Genomic DNA, 12972 nt, shown 5'->3' with positions numbered 1-12972 from the left:
TGGAAGACACCAGCACAGGTCCTCGATGAGCTACTTTCGAACCCGAACCCACCACCCAGTGTTGCGATGACCGGTTGAATCCGCCGCGACATCCGATTCACCAGACGCAGATAGGCCAACCGGATCCGACAGCCCACTCGGTGGCCGATCAGGAACGTTGAAACCTAGATGCGAGTCCGAGTCGGCGCATGGAAGTCCTGGGGCGACGTACATTCATCTGTATGAGCGCCTGCTCGACGACGGTCCGGCGCCACAAGGTTTCAGCAGCGGCTGCCGCCGTGAGCCGATGAGCAACTACAGGACGTCCCGGGATGGTCTGTCTCAGCGAGAGAGCGCCTTCGGCGGCCGGTTGATCGCGCTCGTGGGCACGTCGAGCGTTGGTAAGTCATCGGTTGCCCGGCGGCTCCAGGAGCTGCTCCCCGAGCCGCACCTTGTCGTCGGGCTCGGATGAGGCATGGCGAGGCCGGGCAACGCCTTCTGGCGGGCATGCGCGCGGCCGTCGTGGCCATGCTCGATCGCGGCAACGACATCATTCTCGATGAGATGCCGATGGACGACTCGGTCATCCCGGCGTGGAGGCGCGACCCCGGCACGCGTCTGTCCTACTGGGTTCGGGTCACTGCTCCGCTCGACGTGGTCGAGGCTCGCGAGGCGGCACGCGAGCGTGGCAAGCACCCCGGCATTCCCTCAGGTGAGTTCAGGTGGGCCAGACGCGGCTCTGATCGGGCCGACGCTGCGGGCGGGGCTGCTTTACGATCTGGACATGGGAGAGGGGCTCGAGCCGGTCCGGCGGGTGTCGGTGGTCGGATCCTCGGGGTCGGGCAAGTCGACGGTCGCCAGGAGGCTGGCGGACATCCTTGGTGTGCCGTACGTCGAGCTCGACGCGATTCATTGGCGTCCCGGGTGGGTCGAGGAGGAGCCGGACGCTTTCGTGGACAGGGTCCGCGAGGCGACCCGCGCTGACGCTTGGGTCATCGATGGGAATTACCAGAGCAAGGTCGGCACCTTGGTGTGGAAGCCGGCGGAACTCGTCGTCTGTGTCAATCCGCCGCGGTGGCGCGTGATGGTGCAGGTCACCCTGCGTACGCTGCGAAGAGTAGTGAAGCGTGAAGAGCTCTGGAACGGCAACCGCGAGGGCTGGGGCGGTCTTCGACTCTGGAGCCCGAGCGACTCGGTGATCCGATGGGCATGGGACTCGTACGCTCCGCAGATCGAGAGATACGAGGCGGCGATGGCCGATCCGAGCCATGCCCATCTCCGGTTCGTCCGACTTCGCTCGAGGCGGGACGTCGAGCGGTTCTTCGAACGAGCCGGCGCATCACGGCGCTGAGTCGTCGGCGTGCAGGGTCTTGACCCCGATTGCTGACAGCTGCTCGATGATGTCATCGGTCGGGCTGGCGTCGGTGATGACTCCCGCGATCTGACCCCAGGGGAGCACCCGGTAGGGAGAGGCGGCACCGATCTTCTCCGACGACGCGAGAACGTACGTCTCGGCAGCGCGCGCGGCCAGGGCCCGTTTCATGGCGGCGTCCTCGGCGTCTCCGGTGGTGAGCCCGGCTTCCGGGTGAACACCGGTGACGCCGATGAGGCAGAGGTCGGCGGAGACGTTCTGCGCTGCTTCGACGGCAGCCGCGCCACAGGCGACGGCCGAGTGCTTGAAGACCCGGCCGCCAAGGAGGAACAGGTCGGCGCTCGGGTGCTCCAGAAGGGCCGAGGCGACCGTCGGGCTGTTGGTGATGACGGTGCACTCCAGGTCCCTGGGAAGCGCCTCCGCGACGGCGAGAGCGGTGGTGCCTCCGTCGAGGATGAGCGTGCTACCGGGATGTACGAGGCTGGCGGCCTTGGCTGCCACCGCGCGCTTTCCGCCGGGCTCGACGGCATGACGAGTGGTGTAGTCGGCGACCGCCGGGGAGACGGGGAGCGCGCCTCCGTAGACGCGCTGGCACAGGCCCTCCGCGGCCAGGTCGCGCAGATCGCGGCGGATGCTGTCCTCGGAGATGCCCAGGTCGGCGGCGGCGTCCTTGGCCACGATCTTGCCTGTTTTGTCGAGTAGACGAAGGAGGTGAGCGTGACGCTGTCGAACAAGCATGCACATTCCTTTCTGTTTGTGCACATTATTGCATGTAGCCTGCCGCTATGACGACAGCCAAAGTTGACCCGCGCCCCGGCACCGAGGTCCCAGATCATCGCGGCCGCACAGGTCTCGACCGCGCCGGGCGGGATCTGGCCCGCAACCCCGACGTCGTGATCCGCGATGTCGAGCTGACCTCACAGGGTTGGCACGTGCTCAGGCGCACCACGTTCGACTATCGCCGACGCGACGGGCGCTGGGAGAGGCAGCAGCGCGAGACGTACGACCGCGGGAACGGCGCCGTGCTCCTTCCCTATGACGTGCAGCGTGGCACGGTCCTGCTGACGCGGCAGTTCAGGTACCCGGTCTACGTCAACGACCATCCTGACGGGCTCCTCATCGAGGCGGCTGCCGGGCTTCTGGACGCTGACGATCCGGTCACCGCGATCCGCCGGGAGAGTGCCGAAGAGCTCGGCATCAGTCTCACCAGGGTCGACCACATCTTCGACGCCTACATGAGCCCCGGATCGGTGACCGAACGGCTCCACTTCTTCGCGGCGGCCTACTCGCCCGCCAGCCGAACCGGTGACGGGGGAGGGGTCGCCGAGGAGGGCGAGGACATCGAGGTGCTCGAGCTCGACTTCGCCGATGCGCTCGCGATGACCCGGGACGGCCGGATCATGGACGGCAAGACCGTCATGCTCCTGCAGTGGGCCGCGCTCGACGGACCTTTCGCCGGCCTAGGAGTCGGCAGACTTTCGGGTGAAGGTCAGGTGGGTGACGCCGCTGGGTGAGGAGACCGCCTCGATGTCGTAGTCGTTCTCGGTGCCCTCCAGACCGTCCCAGACGCGTACGCCGCGACCGAGGACGATCGGGACCTGGACCAGGTGCATCAGGTCGACGAGGCCGGCGGCCACGAAGTCCCGCACCACGGTCGCGCCGCCTCCGAGGCGTACGTCCTGACCGTCGGCTGCCTCGAATGCGGCCGCCAGCGCCTCGGCCGGGGGAGCGTCGAGGAAGTGGAAGGTGGTGCCGCCCTCCATCTCCAGCGACGGACGCGGTCGATGGGTGAGGACGAAGGTCGGCGAGTGGAACGGCGGGTTGGGACCCCACCAGCCCTTCCAGTCGGGGTCGTCCTGCCACCCCGGCGGTCCGAACTTGTTCGCGCCCATGATCTCGGCGCCGATGCCTTGGCTGTGTCGCTGCGCGAAGGCGTCGTCCGCACCCGCGGCGCCGGACGAGTCCCAGTAGCGGGTGGCGAACATCCATTCGTGCAGGCGCTCGCCGGCGTGGCCGAAGGGCGCCTCGGCCGACTGGGGCTCGCCGGTCGCGAAGCCGTCGAGGGAGATCGAAAGATTGTGGACTCTGGTGAGTGGCATGGGTTCCTCCGTGAACCATGACGGCGCCGAGGTCAGCTCGTCGCCTGATCGAGCGTACTGCTCGCAGAAGGAGACGACGACGCCTTTCTCCGGGCCGCCGTGATGGAATCACGAGGTGTCGCGCCGTCGGAGCGCGGCGTGGCTCGGAGGGTGACGATGACCGGCTCGTTCTGGTGGGACGTGGCGATCGGCGTCGCGGCCGCGCTGCTGCTCACCTGGCTCGGTCTCGTCGTCGCCTTGCTCGTCGTCCGCCCGCGCGGCGAGCTGCTGCGCGAGGCACTGCGGATCCTGCCCGATGTGGTGCGGCTGCTGCGTCGGCTCGCGGCCGACAGGTCGATGCCTCGCGGCGTACGGATCAGGCTCGGGCTGCTGATGGTCTATCTCGCCCTGCCGATCGACCTGGTGCCCGACTTCATCCCGGTGCTGGGCTACGCCGACGACGCGATCATCGTCGCCGCCGTCCTGCGCGGCGTCGTCCGTCGAGCCGGGATCGATGCGGTTCGAGCCCATTGGCCAGGCACCGAGGACGGCTTCGCCGCGCTGGTGCTGGTCGCCGGGCTCGGACGAACATGACCCGCTGACCGCGTGGCCCTTGACTCCGTTCCAAGAACAGGGTTTGGGATGTCCGCATGGCTATCGCAACCGTCACCAGGACACTCCGCAGCTCATTGGCGCTCATCCGGCAGCACGGACGGGCCTACGCGTACCTCAACCTCATGGCCTACGGCCTGCTCGTCGCCGGGATGGCTCTGGGCACCCTTCGTCCCGAGCTCAACGCGATGCTCACCGGCTCGATGGACGAGACCGGTGAGACCGATCTCGTCGTCTCGCTGTTCGCCCGGCCGTGGCTGTTCGCCCTGGTGATCCTGGGTGTGAACCTCGGCAAGGTGGCCCTCGGCTTCATCACGCTCCCGTCGATGGTCGTGCCCTTCGCCGGGATCCCCGTCTTCGCCTACTGGGTATTCACCACCGGGATCGTCCTGGCTCCCGTCGACCACGTCACCACGATGACGCTGATCCCGCACTCGCTCACGATGGTCATCGAGATCCAGGCGTACGTGCTCCTGCTGCTGGGGGCGTACGTCCTAGGCCTGGCGTGGATCCGCCCGGCGAGCGTCGGCGCGACCACGCGGCGGCGGGCCTGGGGCCAGGGGTTGCGACGCTTCGGCGTCATGTGGGTCCCCGCTCTGGTGCTGTTCGTCATCGGGGCGGTCTACGAGGCGTACTCGCTCCGCTACCTCCTTCCCCTGCTCATCAACTCTTGACGCTGGCATGATGCTGCGCATGGCGTGGAGCACCCGTGAGCTGGCGCGGATCGCGGGCACGACGGAGAACTCGGTGCGCTACTACCACCGGGTCGGACTCCTCCCGCATCCCGAGCGTGCGGCGAACGGCTACAAACGCTACGAGGTGGCCCATCTGGTCCAGCTCCTGCGGATCCGGCGTCTGCGGGAGCTCGGCGTCCCGGTGAAACGGATCGCCGCTCTGGGGCCCGGCGACCCGAATGCGATGGAGAACGTCCGAGCGCTCGACGCCGAGCTGGAGTCGCGGATCGAGCACTTCCAGCGCGTACGCGAGGACTTGGCGCAGCTCGTCTCGCACAGCGCCCCTCTGGAGACCCCGGCCGGCTTCGCCTCGTTCGCCTCGCAGCTCTCCTCGACGCAGCAGGCCCTCCTGGCGATCTACGCGCAGGTCTTCGACGCCCGGACGCTCGCGGCATTCCGGCAGGCGCTCCTGCATCAGGAGGACACGGACGTCGAGTTCGACCGTCTCGACGCCGGAGCCGACGACGCGACCGTCGAGGACCTCGCCCGGAGGATGGTCGAGACCACCCGGCGGCAACGGGAGCACGCCCCCGAGCTGACCGATGCGCTGGACCGGTCGCCGCTCGGCCGGTCCACGGCAGGCCTCGTCCTGGCTCAGGCTCTCGTCGACCTCTACAACCCCGCGCAGCGGAGTGTGCTGCAGCGACTCGACGCGCTCCTGACGCGTCAGGAGTGAGATCCCGCCCGCAGATCGCGCGGTGCCAACGCCTGGTGAGCCCGAGTCGTACGCTGGGCGGGTGGTCGAACGTATCGATCGGGACAGTGTGGTCGCCTTCCGGCTGGCCTCGCACCATCTCGACGTCCGGCTCGGCGAAGATGAGCTGCTGGCGGCCGCCGCTCGATGCGGCGTCCAGGACAGTCCGTCCGGCTCGGCGCTGCTCGCCTTCCATGCGCGGGTCGAGGGCGTGACGGCCGATGTGGTCGAGGCGGCGCTCCGAGACCGGAGCATGCTGCTGACGTGGAGCATGCGGGGCGCCCCGTACTACCTGCCCGCCGCCGACGCGGACGTCTATACGACCGGGGTGCTGCCGGTGACCGAGGACGCCCGACGGCACTTCGTGCAAGGCGTCGGGGAAGCCGTCGACCGACTCGACCTGACCATCGCCGAGGTGGTCGACATCGTCACCGGGGCCACGCGCGAGGTGCTGTCGGGTCGGCAGCTGGCGATCGACGAGCTCGGCGCGGAGGTCGCCGAGCGGGTCGAGCCCGAGCTGACCGCCCAGCAGCGCCGCGTCTGGAACGAGGAGGGGCCCTACGCAAAGGGTCAGACCATCGGTGAGGCGGTGGTGCACTTCTGTGTCCGCCTGCTGGCGCTGCAACGGACCGTCTGTTTCGCGCCACGCGCCGAGAACAAGGCGCCGTTCGTCCTGACCGAGGAATGGTTCGACGGTCCCCTCGAGACCGCCGAGCCCGAGACGTCGCGCGCCGAGCTGCTCCGGCGCTACCTGCGCTCCTACGGGCCGTCCGATCGGGCCGGGTTCGCCGCCTGGCTGGGGGTGCGGGTCGGCGACATCGATCCGTGGTGGAGCCAGCTCGAGGACGAGCTGGTGGAGGTCGACTTCGATGGGACGGCCTGGATCCTGGCAGCCGACCTCGGCACGCTCCGAACCGCGAGCAGGCCCACGGGCGCACGGATGCTTCCTCCTCGCGACCCCTACACCCAGCTGCGGGACCGGGAGACGATCGTGGGGAGCGCGCATCGCCGACAGGTCTGGAGAACCGCCGGCGCACCCGGCACCGTCCTCGCCGACGGCGAGATCATCGGCACCTGGCGTGGGCGCAAGCGCGGTCGTAAGCTGCACGTCGAGTTCGAGGTGTTCCAGACGTTCACGCCGCTGAGCTCCGAGCGGCGGAAAGCACTCGTCGCCGAGGCGGAGAGCCTCGCGCCGCTGCGGGACGTGTCCATGGTCTCGGTGGAATTCACCGACTGAGGTCGTGTCCGGTCAGCCGGGCCAGTAGGTCCCGGTGGCCAGGTAGGTGGCGCCGTTGAGGATCAGGAAGAGGGACGCCGCGGCGAGGAGAGCGGTCATGACGTACGCGGCCGGGCGAGCGGTGCGGCGAGCGAACCCGATCGCGCGCTGGACCGGGCGGGAGTCGCGGCCGGCGGCGAGGGCGAGCACGACCAGGCACAGCGGGGCCTGGCTGATCAGGAACCATCCGGTGAAGACGGCGGCGACGGCGAGCATGCTCTGCATGCTCGCGCCGATCGTCGCGACGCCGAAGAAGCTGGGGTCGGTCAACGCGCTCACGCCCCAGAAGATGCCCATCAGGCTCATCCCGATGGGTCCGGCCAGCCTTGGCATCTTCGTCCTCTCCGGCTTCGTGTCGTTGCGGTGGGCCCAGCGGTAGGCGGCCCAGAGCCCGAGGCAGGCGGCGAGGACCAGCTGCATCGTCAGACGCGCCGGGTCGGGGACCGTGAACAGGTTGCGCAGCCAGGCGGCGACGTGCTGTACGGATTCGCCGAGCACGATCCCGGTCAGGACGGTGGCGAGCCAGGCCGTCCCGAAGAACAGCAGGATCACGCGGCGGCGGACACCGGCAGCCAGCGCTGGTACGACGACGAGTGCACCGAACGGATCCAGTCCGGCTATTCCGAACCCGATGATGCCGCCGATCGCGGCCAGCGGGTTCACGAGCGTGCCCTGGACCCGGCAGGAACGGCAGGCACGAGCGGGGCGAAGAGCGCAACCAAGCGGTCGACGGCGCCCTCCTGCTCGATCACGCCTGCCTGGACGGCGGTGACGAGGTTGTCGGCCGCGCCGAGGAACATCGTCAGCAACGCGGTCTCCTCGCCCGAGGGCAGGCCGAGCATCTCCCGCCAGATCCGGGAGAACCCTTCAGGCACCTCGAAGAAGTGCGCCTCGACCTCCTCGGTCGCGGCGCGGGCCGCGGAGACCGTCTCGTAGACCGCGCCCGCTCCCAGGCTGTGGTCGACATAGGTCCGGGCCAGGACCGACAAGAGCCCGACCGGCGACGCTCCGTCCCGTCGGGCGTCCTCGAGCGCGCCGATCACCGCGGTCTCGTACGCGGCCACCACCTGGCGCTCCATCCGGGTCAGCAGGTCGGTGAGGGAGTCGAAGAGACGGTAGGCGATCGGCTTGGACACCCCGCCGGCCTCGGCCACCCTGGCGAGCGTGACCGCGCGTCCGCCTTCGGCGCGGGCGATCTCGATGCCCGCGGCGACCAGCATCTCGCGCCGTTGCGCGGCGGGCAGGCGCGTCGAACCGCTCACGGGCGTTCCTCCTGGGGGATAAGTTACTGTCCGTAACATTAGCGACCCGCAACAAGGCGCTCGGCTCCTGTTATCCCGGTGCGCGATGCCGGCCGATGGTGCTGAATAGGCGCATGTCTTCGTCTCCGCGGGTCGTGGTGTGTGGTCCCGCCTCCTGGAACCACTTGATCGCCCTAGATCACCTGCCCGCGCCGGTGCCTCACATGCAGTTCGCGCGCCGGTCCTGGCACACGGTCGGGGGCACATCCGCGGGCAAGGCGCTGCATCTCGCCGGGCTCGGAGTCGACGTACGTCTGTGGGCCCAGGTCGGCGCCGAGGAGGACGGCACGCGCCTGAAGGAGTGGCTCCGCCGGGCCGGTGTCGTCGTGGAGGCGATCGCCAGCGAGCAGACCGAGCGGCACGTCAATCTCATGGCCGACGGGGGAGGCCGGGTCTCGTTGTACGTCTCGACCCCTTCGGCCCCGAGTGCCGACGCGGTCGGGGCGGTGGTGGGCGCGATCGCCGCCGCGGACCTCGCGGTGGTCGACCTGAGCGAGCTGGGTCGGATGGTGCTCGAGGCGATGTCGATGCCGTCGGTGCCGCAGACGCCGCTGTGGATGGACCTGCACGACTACGACGGGTCGACCGCGTTCCACGAGCCCTTCGTGCGCGCCGCCGAAGGTGTGTTCATGAACGACGACGCCACCGATGACCCATGGAGGCTGATGGCCTCGTGCCTCGAGCGCGGTCCTCGCCTCGCGGTCTGCACCCTCGGCGCGAAGGGTGCCATCGCGCTGGAGGCGGATGGGACCCGGCACGAGGTGGCTGCGGTGCCTGCCATGGTCGTCGACACCAACGGAGCCGGCGACGCCTTCATGGCGGGATTTCTGGCCGCGAGGCTGCGTACGGAGTCGGTCGCTGTCGCTCTCCGAGCCGCGGCAGAGCAGGCCCGGGTCGCGATCGAGACCGAGCACCTCCACCCGGCGCTCGACCGGTGATGCTCGGCCTCGATCGTGACCCGCGCAACAGTGCCTGCTACCTGGCGGGCTCCTCCCCGGGGTGTGCCGGCACGGTCAGCAGGGCCAGCATGGCGATGACGGCTGCGCCGGCGAAGGCGTAGAAGCCCCACGGGTAGGCGATGCCGGCGGTCAGGAGCGCACCGCCGAGGAACGGTCCGACGATGGCACCGACTCGGCCGATGCCGGCGGACATGCCGAGTGCCGTGCCACGGATCCGGGCGGGGTAGAGGTGGCTGACGAAGGCGTAGACCAGCACCTGCGCGCTGAAGACGAAGATCCCGGCGGCCAGCACCGCGCCATAGACCAGGAAGCTGTTCTCCATCTTGATCGACAGCAGGGCCAGCATCACCGCGGCGACGCCGAACCAGGTCACGACCGTCGGCTTGTTGCCCCTGGCGTCGGAGATCAGGCCAGCGAGGACCAGGCCGATCACGGCGCCGACGTTCAGGGTGAGGAGCAGACCGAGGCCGGCGTCGAGGGAGTAGCCCGCCTCGCCCATGATCGTGGGCAGCCAGGTGTTCAGGCCGTAGACCAGCAGGAGCCCGCAGAACGATGCCGCCCACAGTCCCAGGCTGACCCACAGCAGGCGGCCGCGAACGACCTCGGAGGGGCGTACCTTCTCGGCTTCGACCGTCTCCAGGTAGGCCTGCGACTCGGGGAGCTTCGCCCACATCACCGGGACCGTCAGCAGGCCCGCGACACCGCCGATCACGAACATCGCCTCCCAACCCAGCTGCGGGATCACCCACAGCGCAAGCAGGGCGGTGAGCACGGCACCCACGTGATAGCCGGTCATCATCCGGGTCATGGCGGTGCCGGAGCGGCCCTGGCGGGCGTGCTCGCTCATGAACGCCAGCGCCGTCGGCAGGCAGGCACCCAGGCCCAGCCCCGCCAGGAAGCGCAGCGCGATGAACACCGTGGCGTTCGGGGCGAAGGCGACGGCCAAAGTGAGCAGCGAGAACAGCGTGATGCTGCTGATCAGCGTCATCCGGCGGCCGAAGCGGTCGGCGAGCGGGCCGATGGCCACCGCGCCGATGCCGACGCCCACGAGGCCGAGCGTGGCGGCGGTGGTCAGCGACGCCCTGGTGAACCCGAGCGCGCCGGTGTCGGCCAAGGTCGGGATCACCGCGCCGAGCACGACGAGGTCGTAGCCGTCCAGGGCGACGGCGAGCCAGCAGAGCATGACCGGCCAGAGGCTGCGGGTGTCGCCGCCGGAAGCGGTCGACGATGTGGTTGGGGACACATTCATGGGACGAACCTAAGAGGTGACGCCGCTGTGAGCATCGCCACTGCTTCCATCCAGTGGAAACCCTGGGAGAATTGTCGTCAGAGTCGACGCCCGATCGACTGGGCCGCGACGCGGAGCGCGCCGTACAACCGTTGCTCGCTCCCCTTGAGCGAGGGAACCACCAGGCCGAGGGAGGCGACCACCTGGTCGCGCTGGTGGATGGGTACGGCGATCGAGCAGGCGCCGAGGGTCATCTCCTCGCGGGTGGTGGCGTAGCCCTTCTCGAGCGCCTGTCGCAGCTGCCGACGGAGAGTGCCGGGCTGAGTGATCGTGTAGGACGTGATCCGGGTGAGCCCGCCCAGCACGGTTTCCTGGACTTCACCCGGGGCGTGGGCGAGGAGGACCTTGCCGACCCCGGTGGCGTGCAGCGGAAGGCGTCCGCCGACCTTGCTGACCACCGGAACGGACTGGTTGCCGCGCAGCCGGTCGAGGTAGACCACCTCGGTCCCGTCACGTACGGCGAGATGCACGGTGGCGAGGGTCGCGCCGTAGAGGTCGTGGAGGAACGGCTCGGCGACCTGGCGCAGTCCGGTCTCGGCAGGTGCGAGGTGGCCGATGTCCCAGATCTTGCGGCCGATGACGTACTCGCCGGTGGGCAGCCGATCCAGGGCGCCCCACCGGGAGAGCTCGCCCACGAGCCGATGGGTCGTGGCGAGCGGAAGGTCCGAGCGCGCTGCGATGTCGCTGAGCGACATCGCCCGGTGCTGCTCGTCGAACGCGCTCAGGATCGCCAGCGCCCGGCTGGTCACGCTCGTGCCGGCCTGCCGACTGTTCCCTGCCATCGTTGCGGAGGTTACTACCTCAGCCGCCGAAGGCAGGGTGCAGCGGCTTGCCGGAGCCGCTGGACCGGGTGGCCGGGGTGGCCGGCGTGGCCTCGATCGGATCGAAGGTCCACAGCGCGTACGCCCCCGGGCCGACGTGCAGCGTCGAGCTGCCGATCGTCTCGGTGTGCGGCTCGTCGGCCGGCTCGTTGAGAGCGAGGATGATGTGCCGTACGCCGGCCTCTTCGGCCGGGACCGGGAGCAGACGGATCGTGGTCATGCCGTCGAAGGCCAGGACACCGCCGCCCTTCAGGACGCGGATCGTGATCCCGGCAGCGCGCCACAGCGGCACCATCTTCTCGATGTCGGCTTCGGTGGTGGCGATCTGGATGCCGATGACGTCGCGCATCTGGTGGTCGAGGTAACGGTCACGGTTGTAGCGGTCGCGGCTGACGTCGCCCTGGTAGGCGGCCGGCGGGAAGCTGAGCCGCGGGTCGTCGAGGAACTCGTCGCGATACTCCATCGCCCAGGAGAAGAAGGTGTCATAGGCGGTCGTCGTGTAGGTGACGTCGAACCAGGGGATCGGCTCGCCGTCGCCGAGGTCGGTCACCTGGGTGAACTCGACCGGGTCGACGCCGAGGTCGTGCAGGTTGTCAGTGGCGGTCGCCAGGTCGCCGTCCTTGTCCGCCGAGACGGCGAGCCCGGTGTCACCGGCGACGGCATCGGGCGCGTCGCCCGGTCCGAAGAACTCCAGGTAGGTCTCCTTGCCGAGCAGGTAGCGACCGGTCCAGGTCTGGCTGCCGTCGTTGCCGGTGTTGATCCGGCGGTCGGCGAACTGGCCCAGATACGCCGAGTGCTCGATCGCGTCAGCCGTCTCCCGGTCGACCATCGCCCAGGCGTGGTTGAAGGCCAGCAGCGGGTCCTGACGCGCCTGCTCTTCGGCTTGGGCAGGGGACGCTGCCCCCGAGGCGATGACGAGTGCGGCGGTCGCAGCCGCGATGAAGCCCGAGATTCTCCATGGAGTCCGCATGGCTCCCAGTTTGGTTCACCCGGACGTTCCTGTCCTCGAAATGTCGCCCTAGGTCAGGCGCGGTAGGTCAGGCGCCGTGACTGGCGGTGGCCATGGTGGCGCCGAGGCCGATCATGACGACGCCGCCGCCCGCGCTGAGGCCGTCGAGGCGCTTGGGCTTGCGGGCGAACCAGGCCTTCGCGCGGCTGGCGGCGAAGACCCAGCCGGAGTCGCAGGTGAAGGCCAACGCCGAGAAGATCGCACCGAGCAGAAGGATCTGGGGGACCGCGGGAGCGGAGGAGTCGATGAACTGGGGCAGGAAAGCCAGGTGGAAGACGATCGTCTTCGGATTGGTCGCCCCGACGATCAGCCCGGTGCGGATCGCTCCCCAGGCGGTCGTCTGCGCGACGTCCTCGCCGTGGAGGGCGGCCCGGGCGTCGGCCCGGTGACGGATCGCCTGGACGCCGAGATAGACGACGTACGCCGCGCCGACCAGCTTCACGACCGTGAACGCCGTCGCGGAGGCCGCCACGAGTGCGCCGAGCCCGATGGCGACCGCCAGGACCTGGACGACCTGGCCGAGCGCATTGCCGCCCACGGCGAGCACCGCCTCGCGCCGACCGGCGGTCAGGGCGCGGCCGAGGGCGAAGAGCACGCTCGGACCGGGGATCAGGATGAAGATGACGGAGGCGAGCGCGAAGGCGGCGAACTGGCTCAGGGTCGGCACGTCAGTCATTCTGCGGCAGGGTCGTGGTGACGTACGAATGATTTCTGGTGGGCGAGACGCGCTGCGCCGAGTCGGCGCAAAACTGACGGGCTCCCGCGTCGGGTCGGCTGAGAACCTGGCCGTCGCCGGTGTGATCGAGCTCGCCCGGGCCACCGGCTGCCGGGTCCACATCCTGCACGTCT

At 69.3% G+C, this 12972-nt stretch carries 17 protein-coding genes and 1 pseudogene; 9 read left to right on the top strand and 9 right to left on the bottom strand.

The window, feature by feature from the left end:
- Positions 1–286: 286 nt before the first annotated feature.
- The 3 genes and pseudogenes from ABZZ22_RS25900 to ABZZ22_RS25890 all read left to right on the top strand — a co-directional run bounded on the left by ABZZ22_RS25900 (position 287) and on the right by ABZZ22_RS25890 (position 1330).
- Positions 287–451 carry a hypothetical protein gene (locus tag ABZZ22_RS25900; protein ID WP_354938049.1) on the top strand — a complete coding sequence of 55 codons (165 nt, stop codon included), beginning with the start codon at positions 287–289 and terminating at the stop codon, positions 449–451.
- Positions 448–678: pseudogene (locus tag ABZZ22_RS25895) on the top strand (hypothetical protein); the annotation flags it as partial. The gene ABZZ22_RS25900 and the pseudogene ABZZ22_RS25895, both read left to right, overlap by 4 nt.
- 85 nt (positions 679–763) lie before the next feature.
- A complete protein-coding gene (locus tag ABZZ22_RS25890) occupies positions 764–1330 on the top strand; it encodes an AAA family ATPase (protein WP_354938046.1) in 567 nt (188 codons plus the stop codon).
- Here the strand turns inward: ABZZ22_RS25890 and ABZZ22_RS25885 are convergent.
- Complete coding sequence (locus ABZZ22_RS25885; RefSeq protein WP_354938043.1) at positions 1319–2089, bottom strand: DeoR/GlpR family DNA-binding transcription regulator; 771 nt, start codon at positions 2087–2089, stop codon at positions 1319–1321. The genes ABZZ22_RS25890 and ABZZ22_RS25885 overlap by 12 nt on opposite strands.
- Positions 2090–2136: 47 nt before the next feature.
- Here ABZZ22_RS25885 and ABZZ22_RS25880 point away from each other — a divergent pair, with 47 nt between their 5' ends.
- Positions 2137–2865 carry an NUDIX domain-containing protein gene (locus ABZZ22_RS25880; RefSeq protein ID WP_354938040.1) on the top strand — a complete coding sequence of 243 codons (729 nt, stop codon included), beginning with the start codon at positions 2137–2139 and terminating at the stop codon, positions 2863–2865.
- Here the strand turns inward: ABZZ22_RS25880 and ABZZ22_RS25875 are convergent.
- Positions 2812–3450 (bottom strand): dihydrofolate reductase family protein, encoded by a 639-nt coding sequence (locus ABZZ22_RS25875; protein WP_354938037.1) that lies wholly within the window; start codon positions 3448–3450, stop codon positions 2812–2814. The two genes, ABZZ22_RS25880 and ABZZ22_RS25875, sit on opposite strands and share 54 nt — an antisense overlap.
- A gap of 156 nt (positions 3451–3606) precedes the next feature.
- Here ABZZ22_RS25875 and ABZZ22_RS25870 point away from each other — a divergent pair, with 156 nt between their 5' ends.
- The 4 genes from ABZZ22_RS25870 to ABZZ22_RS25855 all read left to right on the top strand — a co-directional run bounded on the left by ABZZ22_RS25870 (position 3607) and on the right by ABZZ22_RS25855 (position 6706).
- The gene (locus ABZZ22_RS25870; RefSeq protein WP_354938034.1) at positions 3607–4023 is read left to right on the top strand and encodes a DUF1232 domain-containing protein; all 417 of its coding nucleotides are present in this window, start codon (positions 3607–3609) and stop codon (positions 4021–4023) included.
- A 56-nt stretch (positions 4024–4079) separates the two neighbouring features.
- A complete protein-coding gene (locus tag ABZZ22_RS25865) occupies positions 4080–4715 on the top strand; it encodes a hypothetical protein (protein ID WP_354938031.1) in 636 nt (211 codons plus the stop codon).
- 19 nt (positions 4716–4734) lie between these two features.
- The gene (locus tag ABZZ22_RS25860) at positions 4735–5451 is read left to right on the top strand and encodes a MerR family transcriptional regulator (RefSeq protein ID WP_354938028.1); all 717 of its coding nucleotides are present in this window, start codon (positions 4735–4737) and stop codon (positions 5449–5451) included.
- Positions 5452–5512: 61 nt separating this feature from the next.
- Positions 5513–6706, top strand: a complete 1194-nt coding sequence (locus tag ABZZ22_RS25855) for a winged helix DNA-binding domain-containing protein (RefSeq protein ID WP_354938025.1) — start codon at positions 5513–5515, stop codon at positions 6704–6706.
- Between the two features lie 12 nt (positions 6707–6718).
- On the opposite strand, the gene ABZZ22_RS25850 is transcribed toward ABZZ22_RS25855, so the two are convergent.
- Together ABZZ22_RS25850 and ABZZ22_RS25845 are read right to left on the bottom strand one after the other, a co-directional pair.
- Positions 6719–7408 (bottom strand): hypothetical protein, encoded by a 690-nt coding sequence (locus tag ABZZ22_RS25850; protein ID WP_354938022.1) that lies wholly within the window; start codon positions 7406–7408, stop codon positions 6719–6721.
- Positions 7405–8007 (bottom strand): TetR/AcrR family transcriptional regulator, encoded by a 603-nt coding sequence (locus ABZZ22_RS25845; RefSeq protein ID WP_354938019.1) that lies wholly within the window; start codon positions 8005–8007, stop codon positions 7405–7407. Before ABZZ22_RS25845 ends, ABZZ22_RS25850 begins: the two co-directional genes overlap by 4 nt.
- A 113-nt stretch (positions 8008–8120) precedes the next feature.
- Here ABZZ22_RS25845 and ABZZ22_RS25840 point away from each other — a divergent pair, with 113 nt between their 5' ends.
- Complete coding sequence (locus ABZZ22_RS25840) at positions 8121–8984, top strand: PfkB family carbohydrate kinase (protein WP_354938016.1); 864 nt, start codon at positions 8121–8123, stop codon at positions 8982–8984.
- A gap of 37 nt (positions 8985–9021) precedes the next feature.
- Here the strand turns inward: ABZZ22_RS25840 and ABZZ22_RS25835 are convergent, their stop codons facing one another.
- From ABZZ22_RS25835 to ABZZ22_RS25815, 5 genes are all read right to left on the bottom strand, one after another.
- Entirely contained in the window at positions 9022–10254 is a 1233-nt protein-coding gene (locus ABZZ22_RS25835) for an aromatic acid/H+ symport family MFS transporter (RefSeq protein ID WP_354938013.1), read from the bottom strand.
- Positions 10255–10331: 77 nt separating this feature from the next.
- Positions 10332–11075: an IclR family transcriptional regulator gene (locus ABZZ22_RS25830; RefSeq protein WP_354938010.1), complete on the bottom strand. Its 744-nt coding sequence runs from the start codon at positions 11073–11075 to the stop codon at positions 10332–10334.
- 19 nt (positions 11076–11094) lie between these two features.
- Positions 11095–12084 carry a DUF5829 family protein gene (locus ABZZ22_RS25825; protein WP_354938007.1) on the bottom strand — a complete coding sequence of 330 codons (990 nt, stop codon included), beginning with the start codon at positions 12082–12084 and terminating at the stop codon, positions 11095–11097.
- A gap of 67 nt (positions 12085–12151) precedes the next feature.
- Positions 12152–12799, bottom strand: coding sequence for a LysE family translocator (locus ABZZ22_RS25820; RefSeq protein ID WP_354938004.1), 648 nt, complete (start codon positions 12797–12799; stop codon positions 12152–12154).
- On the bottom strand, positions 12792–12972 hold a 181-nt coding region (locus ABZZ22_RS25815; RefSeq protein WP_354938001.1), incomplete at its 5' end, for a hypothetical protein. The genes ABZZ22_RS25820 and ABZZ22_RS25815, both read right to left, overlap by 8 nt.

The sequence above is a fragment of the Nocardioides sp. NPDC006273 genome (genome assembly GCF_040613495.1).
Taxonomy (GTDB): domain Bacteria; phylum Actinomycetota; class Actinomycetes; order Propionibacteriales; family Nocardioidaceae; genus Nocardioides.
Note: the sequence above shows the minus strand (reverse complement) of the source record. Positions and strands in the feature narration are given on the sequence as shown.

Excerpts from the sequence above, each read along its gene's own strand:
- ABZZ22_RS25860 (WP_354938028.1), top strand. The coding sequence starts at position 4,735 with ATGGCGTGGAGCACCCGTGAGCTGGCGCGGATCGCGGGCACGACGGAG.
- ABZZ22_RS25835 (WP_354938013.1), bottom strand. The coding sequence starts at position 10,254 with ATGAATGTGTCCCCAACCACATCGTCGACCGCTTCCGGCGGCGACACC.
- ABZZ22_RS25875 (WP_354938037.1), bottom strand. The coding sequence starts at position 3,450 with ATGCCACTCACCAGAGTCCACAATCTTTCGATCTCCCTCGACGGCTTC.
- ABZZ22_RS25900 (WP_354938049.1), top strand. The coding sequence starts at position 287 with ATGAGCAACTACAGGACGTCCCGGGATGGTCTGTCTCAGCGAGAGAGC.
- ABZZ22_RS25880 (WP_354938040.1), top strand. The coding sequence starts at position 2,137 with ATGACGACAGCCAAAGTTGACCCGCGCCCCGGCACCGAGGTCCCAGAT.
- ABZZ22_RS25820 (WP_354938004.1), bottom strand. The coding sequence starts at position 12,799 with ATGACTGACGTGCCGACCCTGAGCCAGTTCGCCGCCTTCGCGCTCGCC.
- ABZZ22_RS25870 (WP_354938034.1), top strand. The coding sequence starts at position 3,607 with ATGACCGGCTCGTTCTGGTGGGACGTGGCGATCGGCGTCGCGGCCGCG.
- ABZZ22_RS25830 (WP_354938010.1), bottom strand. The coding sequence starts at position 11,075 with ATGGCAGGGAACAGTCGGCAGGCCGGCACGAGCGTGACCAGCCGGGCG.
- ABZZ22_RS25890 (WP_354938046.1), top strand. The coding sequence starts at position 764 with ATGGGAGAGGGGCTCGAGCCGGTCCGGCGGGTGTCGGTGGTCGGATCC.
- ABZZ22_RS25885 (WP_354938043.1), bottom strand. The coding sequence starts at position 2,089 with ATGCTTGTTCGACAGCGTCACGCTCACCTCCTTCGTCTACTCGACAAA.
- ABZZ22_RS25825 (WP_354938007.1), bottom strand. The coding sequence starts at position 12,084 with ATGCGGACTCCATGGAGAATCTCGGGCTTCATCGCGGCTGCGACCGCC.
- ABZZ22_RS25865 (WP_354938031.1), top strand. The coding sequence starts at position 4,080 with ATGGCTATCGCAACCGTCACCAGGACACTCCGCAGCTCATTGGCGCTC.
- ABZZ22_RS25840 (WP_354938016.1), top strand. The coding sequence starts at position 8,121 with ATGTCTTCGTCTCCGCGGGTCGTGGTGTGTGGTCCCGCCTCCTGGAAC.